This is a genomic window from Pseudomonas sp. 2, assembly GCF_056627435.1.
In genome coordinates, this window is record NZ_JBWXNG010000008.1 from 218303 (window position 1) to 233079 (window position 14777).

General features: G+C 61.3%; 10 protein-coding genes and 1 pseudogene. 3 read left to right on the forward strand and 8 right to left on the reverse strand.

Annotated elements, in window-relative coordinates; translation table 11 throughout:
• Window positions 1-15: 15 nt before the first annotated feature.
• The 4 genes and pseudogenes from AC1MEK_RS15815 to rpsU all read right to left on the reverse strand — a co-directional run.
• Window positions 16-2973: pseudogene (locus tag AC1MEK_RS15815) on the reverse strand (EAL domain-containing protein); the annotation flags it as partial.
• Window positions 2974-3405: 432 nt separating this feature from the next.
• Complete coding sequence (gene rpoD, locus AC1MEK_RS15820; RefSeq protein WP_480397229.1) at window positions 3406-5253, reverse strand: RNA polymerase sigma factor RpoD; 1848 nt, start codon at window positions 5251-5253, stop codon at window positions 3406-3408.
• A gap of 67 nt (window positions 5254-5320) precedes the next feature.
• Entirely contained in the window at window positions 5321-7285 is a 1965-nt protein-coding gene (gene dnaG, locus AC1MEK_RS15825; protein ID WP_480397230.1) for a DNA primase, read from the reverse strand.
• Window positions 7286-7531: 246 nt separating this feature from the next.
• Window positions 7532-7747 (reverse strand): 30S ribosomal protein S21, encoded by a 216-nt coding sequence (gene rpsU, locus AC1MEK_RS15830; RefSeq protein WP_002551877.1) that lies wholly within the window; start codon window positions 7745-7747, stop codon window positions 7532-7534.
• A 196-nt stretch (window positions 7748-7943) separates the two neighbouring features.
• On the opposite strand from rpsU, the gene tsaD reads away from it, so the two are divergent.
• Window positions 7944-8969: a tRNA (adenosine(37)-N6)-threonylcarbamoyltransferase complex transferase subunit TsaD gene (gene tsaD, locus AC1MEK_RS15835; RefSeq protein ID WP_480397231.1), complete on the forward strand. Its 1026-nt coding sequence runs from the start codon at window positions 7944-7946 to the stop codon at window positions 8967-8969.
• 52 nt (window positions 8970-9021) lie between these two features.
• Here the strand turns inward: tsaD and plsY are convergent, their stop codons facing one another.
• The gene (plsY, locus tag AC1MEK_RS15840) at window positions 9022-9591 is read right to left on the reverse strand and encodes a glycerol-3-phosphate 1-O-acyltransferase PlsY (protein WP_480397232.1); all 570 of its coding nucleotides are present in this window, start codon (window positions 9589-9591) and stop codon (window positions 9022-9024) included.
• 74 nt (window positions 9592-9665) lie between these two features.
• On the opposite strand from plsY, the gene folB reads away from it, so the two are divergent.
• Both folB and folK read left to right on the forward strand, forming a co-directional pair.
• Window positions 9666-10019: a dihydroneopterin aldolase gene (gene folB / locus AC1MEK_RS15845; RefSeq protein ID WP_480397233.1), complete on the forward strand. Its 354-nt coding sequence runs from the start codon at window positions 9666-9668 to the stop codon at window positions 10017-10019.
• The gene (gene folK, locus AC1MEK_RS15850; protein WP_480397234.1) at window positions 10010-10537 is read left to right on the forward strand and encodes a 2-amino-4-hydroxy-6-hydroxymethyldihydropteridine diphosphokinase; all 528 of its coding nucleotides are present in this window, start codon (window positions 10010-10012) and stop codon (window positions 10535-10537) included. Before folB ends, folK begins: the two co-directional genes overlap by 10 nt.
• 85 nt (window positions 10538-10622) lie before the next feature.
• Here folK and AC1MEK_RS15855 read toward each other — a convergent pair whose 3' ends face one another.
• The 3 genes from AC1MEK_RS15855 to AC1MEK_RS15865 form a co-directional block, all read right to left on the reverse strand.
• The gene (locus AC1MEK_RS15855) at window positions 10623-11858 is read right to left on the reverse strand and encodes a multifunctional CCA addition/repair protein (protein WP_480397235.1); all 1236 of its coding nucleotides are present in this window, start codon (window positions 11856-11858) and stop codon (window positions 10623-10625) included.
• A gap of 71 nt (window positions 11859-11929) precedes the next feature.
• Window positions 11930-13492 carry a SpoVR family protein gene (locus AC1MEK_RS15860; protein ID WP_480397236.1) on the reverse strand — a complete coding sequence of 521 codons (1563 nt, stop codon included), beginning with the start codon at window positions 13490-13492 and terminating at the stop codon, window positions 11930-11932.
• The gene (locus tag AC1MEK_RS15865; RefSeq protein ID WP_480397237.1) at window positions 13489-14760 is read right to left on the reverse strand and encodes a YeaH/YhbH family protein; all 1272 of its coding nucleotides are present in this window, start codon (window positions 14758-14760) and stop codon (window positions 13489-13491) included. Before AC1MEK_RS15865 ends, AC1MEK_RS15860 begins: the two co-directional genes overlap by 4 nt.
• Between the last annotated feature and the right edge of the window lie 17 nt (window positions 14761-14777).

Sequence of the window (14777 nt, forward strand, 5' to 3'; positions counted from 1 at the left end):
CAGTCTGGCGGCGGATTATAACGACGGTTTGCGTGCCGGGCTATCCGAAAAGTCTGAAAGTGTCATGCGAAGAAACGTCGCGCAGAATTCTTCGGGGCGCAGGGGCAGGCTGACGATGTAGCCCTGGATCTGTTCGCAGCCTTCGTCGGCGAGGAATTGCTGCTGTTCGAGGTTCTCCACGCCTTCGGCGATGACGGTCAGTTGCATGCTGCGGCCCAGGGCGATGATGGCGCGGACGATGGCGGCGTCGTGGGGGTCGTCCGGCAGGCCGCGGACAAAGGACTGGTCGATTTTCAGGATGTCCAGCGGCAGGCGCTTGAGGTAGCTGAGCGAGGAGTAGCCGGTGCCGAAGTCGTCGATGGCCAGCTGCACGCCGAGTTTTTTCAGGCGGTGCAGGACCGACAGCGCTTCTTCGGTCTGGGACATGATGAAGTTTTCGGTGATTTCCAGCTGCAGGCAGCCGGGCTGCAACTGGTACTGGCTGAGCAACTGTTCGATGCGGTTGACCAGGTTCGGCTGGCGCAGTTGCGCGCCGGCGAGGTTGACCGAGAGCGGGCCGAAAATGTCATAGGTCTGGTTCCACTGGTAAAGCTGCTGGCAGGCCTTTTCCAGAACCCACTCGCCGATCTGCAGGATCATGCCGTTCTCTTCGGCCAGAGGAATGAAGCGCTCGGGTGGGACTTCTCCGAAAGTCGGGTGGCTCCAGCGGATCAGCGCTTCGGCGCCGACCAGTCTTTCTGTCAGCAGGCTGACCTTGGGTTGGTAGGAAAGGGTGAACTCGTTGCGTTCGATGGCGCGGCGCAGTTCGTGCTCCAGTGCCACGCGTTCGCTGGCCTGGGCGGTCAGGTCGCGGGTGTAGCTCTCGACGCGGTTGCGGCCTTTGGCCTTCGAGCGGTACATCGCCGCGTCGGCGTTTTTGATCAGGGTGGCGACGTCCGAGCCGTCGGTGGGGAACAGCGCGGTGCCGATGCTGGTGCTGATGAAGAATTCGTGCTCGCCGGCCTGGAAGGGCGCCGAGAAACTGTGCAGCAGTTTGGTGGCGATGGTTTCGGCGTCGTGGGCGGTTTGCAGGCCGGGCAGCAGGATGATGAATTCATCGCCACCGAGGCGCGCGACGGTGTCGATGTCGCGCAGGTTTTCTTTCAGGCGATGGGCGATGCCCTTGAGCAACAGATCGCCCACCGGGTGGCCGAGGCTGTCGTTGATGTGCTTGAAGCGGTCCAGATCGAGGAACAGCACGGCGCCCAGGCTGTGAGCCTCTTTGCTGTGGGTCAGGGCGCCGTGCAGGCGGCTTTCGAACAGCGTGCGGTTGGGCAGGCCGGTCAGCGGGTCGTGGTGGGCCTGATAATCCAGCCGCGCCTGAGCCTGCTTGAGGCTGGAAATGTCGGCAAACACGGCGACGAAGTGGGTGATGAACTTGTCGCGGTTGCGCACGGCGCTGATGGTCAGCCAAGCGGGGTAGATCTCGCCATTCTTGCGCCGGTTGCTGATCTCGCCCTGCCAGTGGCCTTCGGCGGTCAGCTGATACCACATGGCGGCATAGAAGGCGCTGTCGTGCAGGCCGGAGGCGAGCAGGCGCGGGGTCTGGCCGAGGGTTTCGCCTTCGCTGTAACCGGTGATTTCAGTGAACGCCCGGTTCACGGCATTGATGCGCTGGCGGGTGTCGGTGATCAGCACCCCTTCGGCGGTGCTCTCGAAAACGGTTGCCGCCAGTTGCAGTTTTTCCTGCATCTGATGGCGTTCAGTGATGTCGCGGGCGATGGTCAGCATGCAATCCTCGCCGCCGATCAGCAGCGGGCGCGATGAAATTTCGCACAGCCGAACCTGACCATCCCGACGCCGGATGTGGCTGGTGAAGTCTTTGACGAAACCGTCGCGGCTCAGTTGCTCCAGCAATTGCTGGCGTTCGTTCAGGTCCACCCAGATGCCCAGGTCCAGCGTCGAGCGATCGAGCGAGAGCGAGCTGTGGTAGCCGGTGATGCGGCTGAAACCGTCGTTGATTTCCACCAGCAATCCGTCGCTCTGGCGGGTGATGAGCATGCCGTCCGGCGAAGAGTGGAAGGCCTTGGCGAATTTCTCTTCGGACAGTTGCAGCTGTTGCTGCGCTTCCTTGAGCGGGGTGATGTCGCGCACCACCAGCACCACGGCAGGCGTGGAATCCAGGTCGAAAGGCTCGGCGGACAACAGGCCAGTGAAGGTGCGGCCGTTGCTGCGGCGGAAGGGCATTTCCAGATTGCGGATGCTGCCCTTTTGCAGGCGCTGCAACAGGCTGGCGCCGATGTCGGGGATGCCCCAGATGTTCAGCTCACTTGGGGTTTTGCCGATCACTTCTTCAGGCAGCAGGCCGATCTGTTCGACGAACGCCTGGTTGGCTTCCAGGAAGCGGCCGTCGGACAGGCGAGCGATCACCAGGATGTCGGGGCATTGGGCGAACACCGAGGCGAATTTGCCTTCCGAGCGGCGCAAGGCTTCTTCGGTTTGCTTGGCTTCGCTGATGTCGATCATCAGGCCGCGCATGACCGGCTCGTGGCCGTAGCTGATCAGGCTGACGATATCGCGTACCCAGACTGTCCGGCCGTCGGCGGCGGTGACGCGGTAATCCAGGCTGTGGTCGTTGCCTTGGGCGATTTCCTGATGGCAGAAGGCTTCGGCGCAGGCCAGATCGTCCGGATGAACGATGCTGCGCCAGAACCCCTGCCGGCGCCATTGGTGCAGCGGGTAGCCCAGCAGGTTCTCGGCGTGGGGCGAGACGTAGCTGTAGGAAAAGTCGTGGGTATTGGCTTCCCAGGCAATCGCCGAGAGACTTTCGATCATGCCGCGATAGTGGTATTCGCTGCTGCGAAGCTCCTGTTCCAGCGCGACACGGCGAGAAATTTCGGAGCTGAGCCGCCGGTTGATGCGCACCACAACGGCCAGGATCGTCGACAGCAAAAGCAGGCCGGGCAGGCCATAAAGCAGGAAGTCTCCCCAGAACCTCTCAGGCTCGGCGTCGACGGGATGGATGGCAGGCGAAGCGCTGTCGATCTGCGGCGCGTCATTGGCTGCCAGCGCCGTGTGCAGGACGTTTCCCATGCCGGACAGGCCGGTGCCCACAGCATCGTGCAGCGAGTGATGGTCTCGTTCGATGTCGGGCAGTGCAGCTTCCTTACTCTGCATTGAATCCCCGTGCATGCTCTGCAAGGCGTCTCCCGGAGGGAGGACTTGCGCGCCGGCTGTCGCCGACCCCATCAAACACAAGAAAACAATGGCCGGCATCCTGAACATGGCAGGCCTCAAATGGTTTCAGCGTTGAGAATGAGTCGAGTGTAGCCCCGCTGAAGGCCGATGGCATACTGCCAAAAATCTGATTCCCGGAAATGCAAAACCCCCGGCACGGGCCGGGGGTTTTGGTGAAGCGAGGCTTGCTTACTCGTCCAGGAACGAACGCAGGTGTTCGCTACGGGTCGGGTGGCGCAGCTTGCGCAGGGCCTTGGCCTCGATCTGACGAATACGCTCACGGGTCACATCGAACTGCTTGCCGACTTCCTCAAGGGTGTGGTCGGTATTCATGTCGATGCCGAAACGCATCCGCAGTACCTTGGCTTCACGGGCGGTCAGGCCCGACAGCACTTCGCGAGTCGCTTCCTTAAGGCTCTCGACAGTGGCCACATCGATTGGCGACTGCATGGTCGAGTCTTCGATGAAGTCACCCAGATGCGAGTCTTCGTCGTCACCGATCGGGGTTTCCATGGAGATCGGCTCTTTGGCGATCTTCAGTACCTTGCGGATCTTGTCCTCAGGCATTTCCATGCGTTCGCCCAGCTCTTCCGGGGTCGGTTCGCGACCCATTTCCTGCAGCATCTGGCGGGAAATGCGGTTGAGCTTGTTGATCGTCTCGATCATGTGCACCGGAATACGGATGGTGCGGGCCTGGTCGGCGATCGAGCGAGTGATCGCCTGACGGATCCACCAGGTGGCATAGGTCGAGAACTTGTAACCACGACGGTATTCGAACTTGTCCACCGCCTTCATCAGGCCGATGTTGCCTTCCTGAATCAGGTCCAGGAACTGCAGACCGCGGTTGGTGTACTTCTTGGCGATCGAGATCACCAGACGCAGGTTGGCCTCGACCATCTCTTTCTTCGCGCGACGGGCCTTGGCCTCGCCGATCGACATGCGACGGTTGATGTCCTTGATTTCCAGGACAGTCAGGCCGGTTTCTTCTTCCAGCGCGGTCAGCTTCTGCTGGCAACGCTGAATGTCGGCCTGCAGGCGGCCAATGGCCTCGGCGTATTTGGTCTTGCCCTTGGCCAGTGCGTCGGTCCAGCTCTGGTCGACTTCGTTGCCCGGGAACTGGCGCAGGAAGTCGGCGCGCGGCATGCGAGCGTCACGAACACACAGTTGCATGATGGCGCGTTCCTGGGCGCGCAGACGCTCCAGGGCGCTGCGAACGGTTTCGACCAGGTTTTCGAACTGCTTGGGAACCAGCTTGATCGGCATGAACAGCTCGGCCAGAGCCAGCAGCTCTTCGTCGGCCTGCTTGCTGCCACGACCGTGCTTTTTCAGCGCCTTAAGCGTGATCGCCATCTGCTCGGAAACAGCACCGAAACGCTGGGCGGCAACGACCGGATCCGGACCGCTTTCGGCCTCTTCCTCGTCGTCTCCGTCGCCGGATTCCTCTTCGTCATCGTCGGACTCGTCGGCCTTGGCGGCTTTCTCGTCCATCGGAATAGGCGCTTCGGCTGGCGGCGCAATGCCGTCGTCCGGGTCGATGTAACCGCTCAGGACGTCGGACAGGCGACCGCCTTCGCTGGTCACGCGATCGTATTCAGAAAGAATGTGCTCGACCGTGCCAGGGAAGTGCGCGATGGCGCTCATCACTTCACGGATGCCTTCTTCGATACGCTTGGCGATTTCGATTTCGCCTTCGCGAGTCAGAAGCTCGACCGTACCCATTTCGCGCATGTACATGCGCACCGGGTCGGTGGTGCGACCGATGTCGGTTTCGACGGCCGCCAACGCTGCGGCTGCTTCTTCAGCGGCCGCTTCGTCGGTGTCGGCTTCGGCCAACAGAAGGGCGTCCGCATCCGGAGCACTCTCGAATACGTTGATCCCCATGTCGTTGATCATGCGGATGATGTCTTCCACCTGTTCCGGATCTGAAATATCCTCCGGCAGGTGGTCGTTGACCTCCGCGTAAGTCAGGTAACCCTGCTCACGACCGCGGCTGATCAACTCTTTGAGGCGAGACTGCTGTTGCGCTTTTCCGGACATAACACCCTATCCACTGAAGGTCTTGGCGGGCAAAAAACAAGCCGAGGATTATACCCGAGCTAGGACCTCACGCGCCAGTTGAGGTCGGGGTTTGTGCAGGAAGATTGCGATTTAACAGGCTGAGAAGCCGAACTTTTTCCTCGGCGTTCAATCCTGTCTGTCTTTCCTTCCTGATCAATTCGTCAAGGTGGCGCTCGCGTTGGCGGGCTGACAACCTAGTTATAGTGTCGAAAAACTGTTGTTCAAGGTTATCGGCCGCGATCAGCCATTCCTTTTCCGCCAGTTGTCGTAATAATTTCCCCTGTTCGGTGCCATGCCACCTTGCGATGAGCTGCATGGACTTGAGCCTGGGATTCTTCTGCGTCGCTTCGATCAACGCGATCAGCAACTGAGACGTGCTGTGCTCTTCATCGGCGAACGTGCTGGCATTGGCCACCTTGGCCGATAGGTCCGGGTGATGCAGCAGCGTCCTGAGCGCGGTGATGATCGGCGCTTCCACGCCAATCGGCACCCAGCGGGGTTCGAAGTCCGGCTTCTTGCCGTTCTTGTCCCACTTCTTGCCCTTGTCCCAGGGTTTCTTTTCCCATTTCTTCTGCTGGCCGCCCGCTGCCGACGGTGCCCATTGCTGCTGGGGCTCGTACGCATCGTGCGGCTGGTAATCGCCGTAGTCCGGGACTGCGTCGTAGTCGAAGCCCGGATCGTAAGCCGGCGGCGCCTCGACCGGTGCCGACTGCGCCAGCTGATTGACTGTGGCGGTGTCCAGCCCGGTGATTTCCTTCAGGCGCCGGCGCATCAGTTCGCGCAGGTTGGCGCCCGGCACTTTCTCGATCAGCGGGGCGGCCAGGGTGACCATGTGCGCCTTGCCTTCCAGCGAGCGCGGGTCGGCTTCGCGGGTCAGCTGCTCGAAAAAGTAATCGGCCAGCGGTTGCGCGTGCTGGTTGATCCTGGCCTTGAACGCATCGGTGCCTTCGGCGCGGACCAGGGTGTCCGGGTCTTCGCCTTCGGGCAGAAACAGAAACCGCGCGCGGCGGCCGTCCTGCAGGCTGGACAGCGTCGCTTCCAGTGCCCGCCAGGCGGCGTTGCGGCCGGCCTGGTCGCCGTCGAAGCAGAACAATACGTTCGGCACGACGCGATACAGGCGTTTCAAATGTTCTTCGCTGGTCGCCGTGCCCAGGGTCGCCACCGCATTGCGCAAGCCTTGCTGGGCCAGCGCGATGACGTCCATGTAGCCTTCGACCACGATGATCTCGTCGAGGTTGCGATTGTGCTTGCGCGCCTCGAACAGGCCATACAGTTCCTGGCCCTTGTGAAACACCGGGGTTTCCGGCGAGTTCAGGTACTTGGGCTTGTCGTCGCCCAGCACCCGGCCGCCAAACGCGATCACCCGGCCGCGCGAGTCGCGGATGGGGAACATCACCCGGTCGCGAAAACGGTCGTAGCGTTTGCCGGTCTCGGCGTTTTCGATCAGCAGGCCGGCGTCGATCATGGCCTTTTGCTGAAGCGTATCGCTGCTCAAATGCTTGTAGAGATTGTCCCAGCCGGGCGGGGCGAACCCCAGGCCGAAGTCCCGGGCAATCTCGCCCGAAAGGCCGCGGCCCTTCAGGTATTCCACCGCCGATTTGCGCGTTGGATGGCTCTTGAGCGCCGCACGGTAAAACTCGGCAGCGGCGGTCAGCAGCGGGTAAAGCGGCGAATCCGTGGGTTGGCGGGGCTTTTGGCCACGCACGCCCTGTTCGCGGGGTACTTCCATGCCGGCGGCTTTGGCCAGTTCCTCGACGGCCTGGGGGAAATCCAGGTTGTCGTGGTCCATGATGAAGCCCAGGGCGTTGCCGCCTGCGCCACAGCCGAAGCAGTAGTAGAACTGTTTGTCAGGGCTGACGCTGAACGACGGTGTCTTTTCCTTGTGGAAAGGACAGCAGGCGCTGAAGTTCTTGCCGGTTTTTTTCAACTGCACGCGCGAACTGACGACATCGACGATGTCGGTGCGGTTCAGCAGATCGTCAATAAAACCTTGGGGGATCAGTCCGGCCATGGCGTTCTCATCATCAGGCGCCCCGCCAGAACGATCGCGGCGAATCCAAAGCGTAACGACGGTTGCTCGGTCAGTGTAGACCGGCCAGCGATACCTGAATCAGGCAGGAAGGGTTCGACGGGGGATGTCGGTGTCGCGTTTACCGCGCTGACAGCCACTGTCTATGGTGCGTGAGGCTAAATCTGCAACGGCCAGCAGCCCGGCTTTGGGGCCGGGCGAGGCAGAAGCTTGCGATGAACGTCTGTATTAGTACAGACGAACGGCGCGGCGCTGTTCGCGCTGAACTTTCTTGGCGTGACGCTTAACAGCAGCAGCTGCCTTACGCTTACGCTCGGAAGTCGGCTTCTCGTAAAATTCGCGGCTACGAACTTCAGCCAGAACACCGGCTTTTTCGCAGGAGCGCTTGAAACGACGCAGAGCTACGTCGAAGGGTTCGTTCTCTTTAACTTTGACGGCTGGCATCCAGAGCTACCTTCATTCATTACCGGGGTCAACGCCTCGTGCAACGCTTGCACTAAGTACGTCGGTTTTTAAGGGTTGCGGATGTTAACCCCTTGTAGCGAGGAATGCAAAGCCTCTGATCGAAAACCGCTGGTCGCAGGCATGAGCGGCGACTATTATGCGCGCCTTCGAATTTGGCCTCCACAAGGCGTATCCCATGTTAGTACTGGGTCTGGAAACCTCTTGCGACGAGACCGGCGTGGCGCTGTACGACAGCGAACGCGGCCTGCTCGCCGATGCATTGTTCAGTCAGATCGACCTGCACCGCGTCTATGGCGGTGTGGTGCCGGAGCTGGCCTCGCGCGATCACGTCAAACGCATGCTGCCCCTGATTCGTCAGGTGCTGGCCGAAGCCGACTGCGCCGCCACCGAGATCGACGCCATCGCCTACACCGCGGGCCCCGGCCTGGTCGGCGCGCTGCTGGTCGGGGCTTCCTGCGCCCAGGCGCTGGCCTTCGCCTGGGACATTCCCGCCCTGGGCGTACACCATATGGAAGGGCATCTGCTGGCACCGATGCTGGAGGCGCAACCGCCCGAGTTTCCGTTCGTCGCTTTGTTGGTTTCCGGTGGGCATACCCAGCTGGTTCGGGTCGATGGCATCGGTCATTACGAACTGTTGGGCGAGTCGCTGGACGACGCTGCGGGCGAGGCCTTCGACAAAACCGCGAAAATGATGGGCTTGAATTACCCTGGCGGCCCGGAAATTTCCCGTCTGGCGCTCAAGGGTGTCGACGGACGGTTCAGCTTTCCGCGGCCGATGACCGATCGTCCGGGTCTGACCTTCAGTTTCAGCGGCCTGAAAACCTCCGCCCTGAACACCTGGCAGCAGTGCCAGAGCGCTGGGGACGACGGCGAGCAAACCCGTTGCGACATCGCGCTGGCCTTCCAGCAGGCGGTGGTGGAGACTCTCACCATCAAGTGCAAGCGCGCGCTCAAGCAGACCGGCCTCAAGCGCCTGGTGATCGCCGGCGGGGTCAGTGCCAACCGGGCGTTGCGCGCGTCGCTCGAAGAAATGCTTCAAGGGCTCGGTGGCAATGTGTATTACGCGCGGCCCGAGTTCTGCACCGACAACGGCGCGATGATCGCCTATGCCGGTTGCCAGCGCCTGCAGGCGGGTCAGAAGCAAGACCTGAGCATCAGCGTCCAGGCCCGCTGGCCGATGGAGCAATTGCCGGGCCTGTAATGCCGGATCTGGTCGAAAAAAAGGCTCTATTGAGCCTTTTTCAACTTCTGGATCAAAAATGCCGTTCGCGCCCGGCGAACAGGTCGCGTAAATTGCCGCGATGTCGCCAGACGATGAGCAGCGTCAGTACGCTCATCGGCACCAGCGCATGGGGTTGTTGCCAGGCCAGCAGGGGCAGGGTCAACGGCGTTGCGATCAGCGCGGCCAGCGAGCTGGTGCGGGTCAGGTAGAAGGTCAGCAGCCAGGCGGCGATGGCCAGCAGGGCGGCGGGAAAGTACAAGCCCAGCAACATGCCGGCGGCGGTGGCGACGCCCTTGCCGCCGCGAAAGCGAAAGTACAGCGGAAACAGATGGCCGAGGACGGCGCAAACGCCGATCCAGGCCTGTTGGCGAGGATCAAGGCCCGCGCCGCTGGCGATCAGCACGGGGATCAACCCTTTGCCGACATCGCCGATCAGGGTCAGGACCGCCAGTTTCTTGCCCGCCAGGCGCAACATGTTGGTGGCGCCGGCGTTGCCCGAGCCACTGGCGCGCGGATCCGGGCTGCCGGTGATGCGGCTGAGCAGGATGGCGAAGGACAGCGAGCCGAGCAGGTAGGCGAAGATCGCCAGTGACCAAAACATGCTAACCATTCCGGGCGGGGATGGCTTGATTCTAACGGCGCATCGCGCCCTTGTCGTGCAACGGAGAGAAAGGCTTGGACAGAGTTTTCATTGAGGGTCTGGAAGTCGATACGGTGATCGGCGCCTACGACTGGGAGCGCAGCATTCGCCAATGCCTGCGCCTGGACCTGAGTTTTGCCTGGGACAACCGCCCTGCCGCGGCAGGGGATGACCTGAGCAAGGCGCTCGACTATGCCAGCGTTTCTGCCCGTATTCAGGCGTTCGCCGAAGCCTCGAACTTCGAACTGGTGGAAACCTTCGCCGAGCGTCTGGCCGAGGTGTTGATGAGCGAGTTCAACATTCCCTGGATGCACCTCAAACTGACCAAGCCAGGCGCTGTCGCTGCAGCCAAAGGCGTGGGTGTGGAGATCGAGCGCGGATGTCGCTGACACGGATTTTCCTCGGCCTGGGCAGCAACATCGACCGCGAACAGCACCTGTGCGCCGGGCTCGATGCGCTGGCCGGCTTTCTCACTGACATGAGCTGCTCGCCGGTGTTCGAGAGCCATGCGGTGGGGATCAAGAGCGGGCCGTTCTTCAACCTGGTGGTGTCTGCGCTGACCGACCTGCCGCTGATCGAGCTGGACCGTCGCCTCAAGTTCATCGAAGCCGACAACGGCCGCTACGCGCCGGACCGCAAGGGTTTGCCGCTGGACATCGACGTGTTGCTGTTCGATGAGCACGTCGGCAATTTCGACGGGCTGGTGCTGCCGCGCGCCGAGATTCTGAAGAATGCGTTCGTGCTGTGGCCGCTGTCGTTGATCGCGCCGCAGCGGGTGCATCCGGGTGTTGGTGTGTCGTTCGGCCGTTTGTGGGCCGAGGCGCAGATCGATCAGCAGCTCTGGCCGGTGGAGTTTGAGTGGCGTGGGCAACAGCTGACGCCGGCTTCGCTACTGGAAAAAAACTGACGTAGCAGCACGGCTTGCCGGCGGGAGCGGTGTGTCAGGCGACATTTGCGTCACAGACATATCGCCCCGCCGGCAAGCCGTGCTGCTACGTAAAGCCCGGATAAGCCGCCTTGTAGGCCTTCAGGGTTTCCAGCCGCTCACGCTTGAGCGCTTCGCCCAGTTCCTGCCCCTGATACCCCTTGTCCAGCAACGGTTGCACCGCCACTTGCCGCGCTGCTTCGGCCGCGCCGCGCAGGTAATCGGCCTGTGGATAACTGCGATCCTCGAAGCCTTTGCGACCCCGGGCGTCCATTTCGCACGCGACGATGAATTCCTCGAAGCGCTGCGGGCGGCGATACACGTCGAAGCTCTGCAAAAGATCGAGCAAGGTCGACGGCTTGAGCTCCAGCGCCCGATGACCATGGGTGTGGTACTGGCCGACCAGCAGCGCCAGTTCCTGGCAATCCTTGGGCACCTTGAAGCGCAGGTTCACCGCCTTGATCGCCTTGAGGCCCTTGTGTTCATGGGCGATATGGCGCGGCCATTCTTCCTCGGGCGTGAGGCCCTTGCCCAGGTCATGGAGCAGGCAGGCCCAGCGCACGCTGAGTGGCTGCTGGTGCAGCGCGGACTGATGCAGAACGCTGAGCACGTGCAATCCGGTGTCGATTTCTGGGTGATGGGCTTCAGGCTGCGGGACGCCGAACAGCGTATCGATCTCCGGCATCAGCACCTTCAGCGCGCCGCAGTCGCGCAGCACCTGGATGAACACCTGTGGCTCGCGCTCCATCAGGGCGCGGGAAATTTCCTTCCAGCTGCGTTCCGGGGTCAGGGCGTTTAGCTCGCCTGAAGCGCTGAGACGGCGCATCAATTCCAGCGTTTCCGGCGCGATGGTGAAACCGTCGGGCGCATAGCGTGCGGCGAAACGCGCGACGCGCAGTACCCGCAAGGGATCTTCCTCGAACGCCGGCGACACGTGGCGCAAAACCTTCGCTTCGAGATCTCGCTGGCCGTGAAACGGGTCGGTGAGGTGCCCGTCCTTGTCTTCGGCAATGGCGTTGATGGTCAGGTCGCGGCGGATCAGGTCTTCTTCCAGCGTCACGTCCGGGTCTGCATGAAACACGAATCCGCCGTAGCCCGGCGCCGTCTTGCGCTCGGTGCGGGCGAGGGCGTATTCCTCGCCGGTCAGCGGGTGCAGAAATACCGGGAAGTCTGTTCCGACGGGCCGATAACCCTTGATCAGCATCTCGTCGGTCGTGGCGCCGACGACCACCCAGTCGGTGTCAGCCACGGGTTTGCCCAGCAGGCGATCGCGAACCGCGCCGCCAACTTTATAGATCTGCATAAAAAAGCCTCCGTAAGCGCGACAGGATAAACCTGATTTCGCACTTTTGGAGGCTTGGTTCGCGTTATCCCCTAAAGGTGAACGACCGCCAGGTCGAGCCGGGGATATTCACTGTCAGCGTGTTCGCTTCTCGGTGGCACGTGGTGGGTTTTCATGACCTGATCGCCTTGCAGCGTTTCCAGATGAATGTCGAACCCCCACAGGCGATGCAGGTGTTTGAGCACTTCTTCGGTGGATTCGCCCAGCGGTTTGCGGTCATGTTGCTGGTGACGCAGAGTCAGGGAACGGTCGCCGCGGCGGTCGATGCTGTAGATCTGCACGTTCGGTTCGCGATTGCCCAGGTTGTACTGCGCCGCCAAGGTTTCGCGGATGATCTTGTAGCCGCTTTCATCGTGGATGGCCGGCACCAGCAGGTCATCCTTCTGGTCGTCATCCAGGATGCTGAACAGTTTCAGGTCACGAATGACCTTGGGCGAGAGGTATTGCAGGATGAAACTCTCGTCCTTGAAGCTGCTCATGGCGAATTTCACTGCGGTCAGCCAGTCGGTGCCGGCAAGTTCGGGGAACCAGCGGCGATCTTCTTCGGTGGGGTGTTCGCACATCCGTCGGATGTCCTGGTACATCGCAAAGCCTAGGGTGTAAGGGTTGATGCCGCTGTAGTATGGACTGTCGAAGCCCGGCTGGAACACCACGCTGGTGTGCGACTGCAGGAATTCGAGCATGAAGCCGTCAGTCACCAGGCCTTCGTCGTACAGATCGTTCATCAGCGTGTAGTGCCAGAACGTCGCCCAGCCTTCGTTCATCACCTGAGTCTGGCGCTGTGGATAGAAATACTGGGCGATCTTGCGCACGATGCGCACCACTTCGCGCTGCCATGGCTCGAGCAGCGGCGCGTGTTTCTCGATGAAATAGAGGATGTTCTCCTGCGGCTCGGCCGGGAAGCGGGCGAAGTCCTCCTTGTCGTTCTTGCTGGCGTTTTTCGGAATGGTGCGCCACAGGTCGTTGATCTGTTTCTGCAGGTGTTCTTCGCGATCCTTCTGCCGCCGGCGTTCTTCTTCGGCGGAGATGGGGTAGGGGCGCTTGTAGCGGTCGACGCCGTAGTTCATCAGTGCGTGGCAGGAATCCAGCAGGTCCTCGACGGCATCGATGCCGTGGCGTTCTTCGCACTGCATGATGTACTGCTTGGCGAACACCAGGTAGTCGATGATCGAGCTCGCATCGGTCCAGGTGCGGAACAGGTAGTTGCCCTTGAAGAAGCTGTTGTGGCCATAGCAGGCGTGGGCCACGACCAGCGCCTGCATGCAGATGGTGTTTTCTTCCATCAGGTAGGCGATGCAGGGATCGGAGTTGATGACGATCTCGTAGGCCAGACCCATCTGGCCGCGCGAGTAGGATTTTTCCGTGCTGAGGAAGTGCTTGCCGTAGGACCAGTGGTGATAGCCCAGCGGCATGCCGACCGATGCGTAGGCATCCATCATCTGCTCGGCGGTAATCACCTCGATCTGATTGGGGTAGGTGTCCAGGGCATAACGCTCGGCGATGCGGCTGATCTCCCGGTCGTAGGCCTGGATCAGTTCGAACGTCCACTCTGAACCCGTGGAAAGGGGTTGGCGCTTCTGCTCTCTAGCGGTCATGTCACTAACCTGCGCTGGAAGAGTTCACGGAATACCGGATAGATATCACCGGCAGAGACCAGCTGCTGCTGGGCGAACGTGTCGGCGAAGGCCTCGCCGATGCGCTCGTATTCGAACCACAGTGCCTGATGTTCCCGCGGCGTGATTTCGACGTAAGTGTAGTACTGCACGAACGGCATGATCTGGTTGATCAGAATGTCGCGGCAGATGGGTGAGTCGTCGTTCCAGTTGTCGCCGTCCGAGGCCTGGGCAGCGTAGATGTTCCACTCGTTGGTGGGGTAGCGCTCGGCCATGATCTCCTGCATCAGCTTCAAGGCGCTGGAGACGATGGTGCCGCCGGTTTCCCGGGAATAGAAAAACTCTTCTTCATCCACTTCCCGCGCGCTGGTGTGATGGCGGATGAACACCACTTCGATCTTGTCGTAGTTCCGCTTGAGGAACAGGTACAACAGGATGAAGAAGCGCTTGGCGATGTCCTTGGTCGCCTGGGTCATGGAGCCGGAAACGTCCATCAGGCAAAACATCACCGCCTTGGAGCTGGGGTTGGGCTGTTTGACCAGCAGGTTGTACTTGAGGTCGAAGGTGTCCAGATACGGGACGCGTTTGATCCGTGCCTGCAGGCGCGCGGCTTCGATTTCCAGTTCCTGGATATCGCCGAAGTTGTCGGGTTCTTCGCGTTTCAGGCGCTCGAGTTCGGCGAGCACCTCCTTGAGTTTGGCGCGGCTGCTGCCGGACAGCGCGATGCGCCGGGCATGGGCCGAGCGCAGCGTGCGAATGATGTTGATGCGTGACGGGTTGCCTTCGTTGCTGATGCCCGCGCGCACGGTCTTGAAGGTGTCGGTGCCGCTCAGGTTACGTTTGACCAGGTTGGGCAGTTCGAGGTCTTCGAACATGAATTCGAGGAATTCTTCCTGGGTGATCTGGAACACGAACTCGTCCATGCCTTCGCCGGAGTTGCTCGCCTTGCCAGCCCCTTTGCCACCGCCGCCTCCTTGTGGGCGGGCGATGTGCTCGCCGGTGGTGAATTCCTTGTTGCCGGGATGGACGACGGTCTGTTTGCCGCCGCGCCCGTGGTGCAGCACCGGTTCGTCGATGTCGCGACCGGGGATGCTGATCTGTTCGCCGTGCTCCATGTCGGTGATGGAACGGCGGCTGACGGCTTCTTCCACTGCTTTCTTGATGTGGTCACGGTAGCGGCGCAAAAAGCGCTGACGGTTCACCGTGCTCTTGTTCTTGCCATTGAGACGTCGGTCGATCACATAGCTCATAAGCCCTCCGGGCAGCT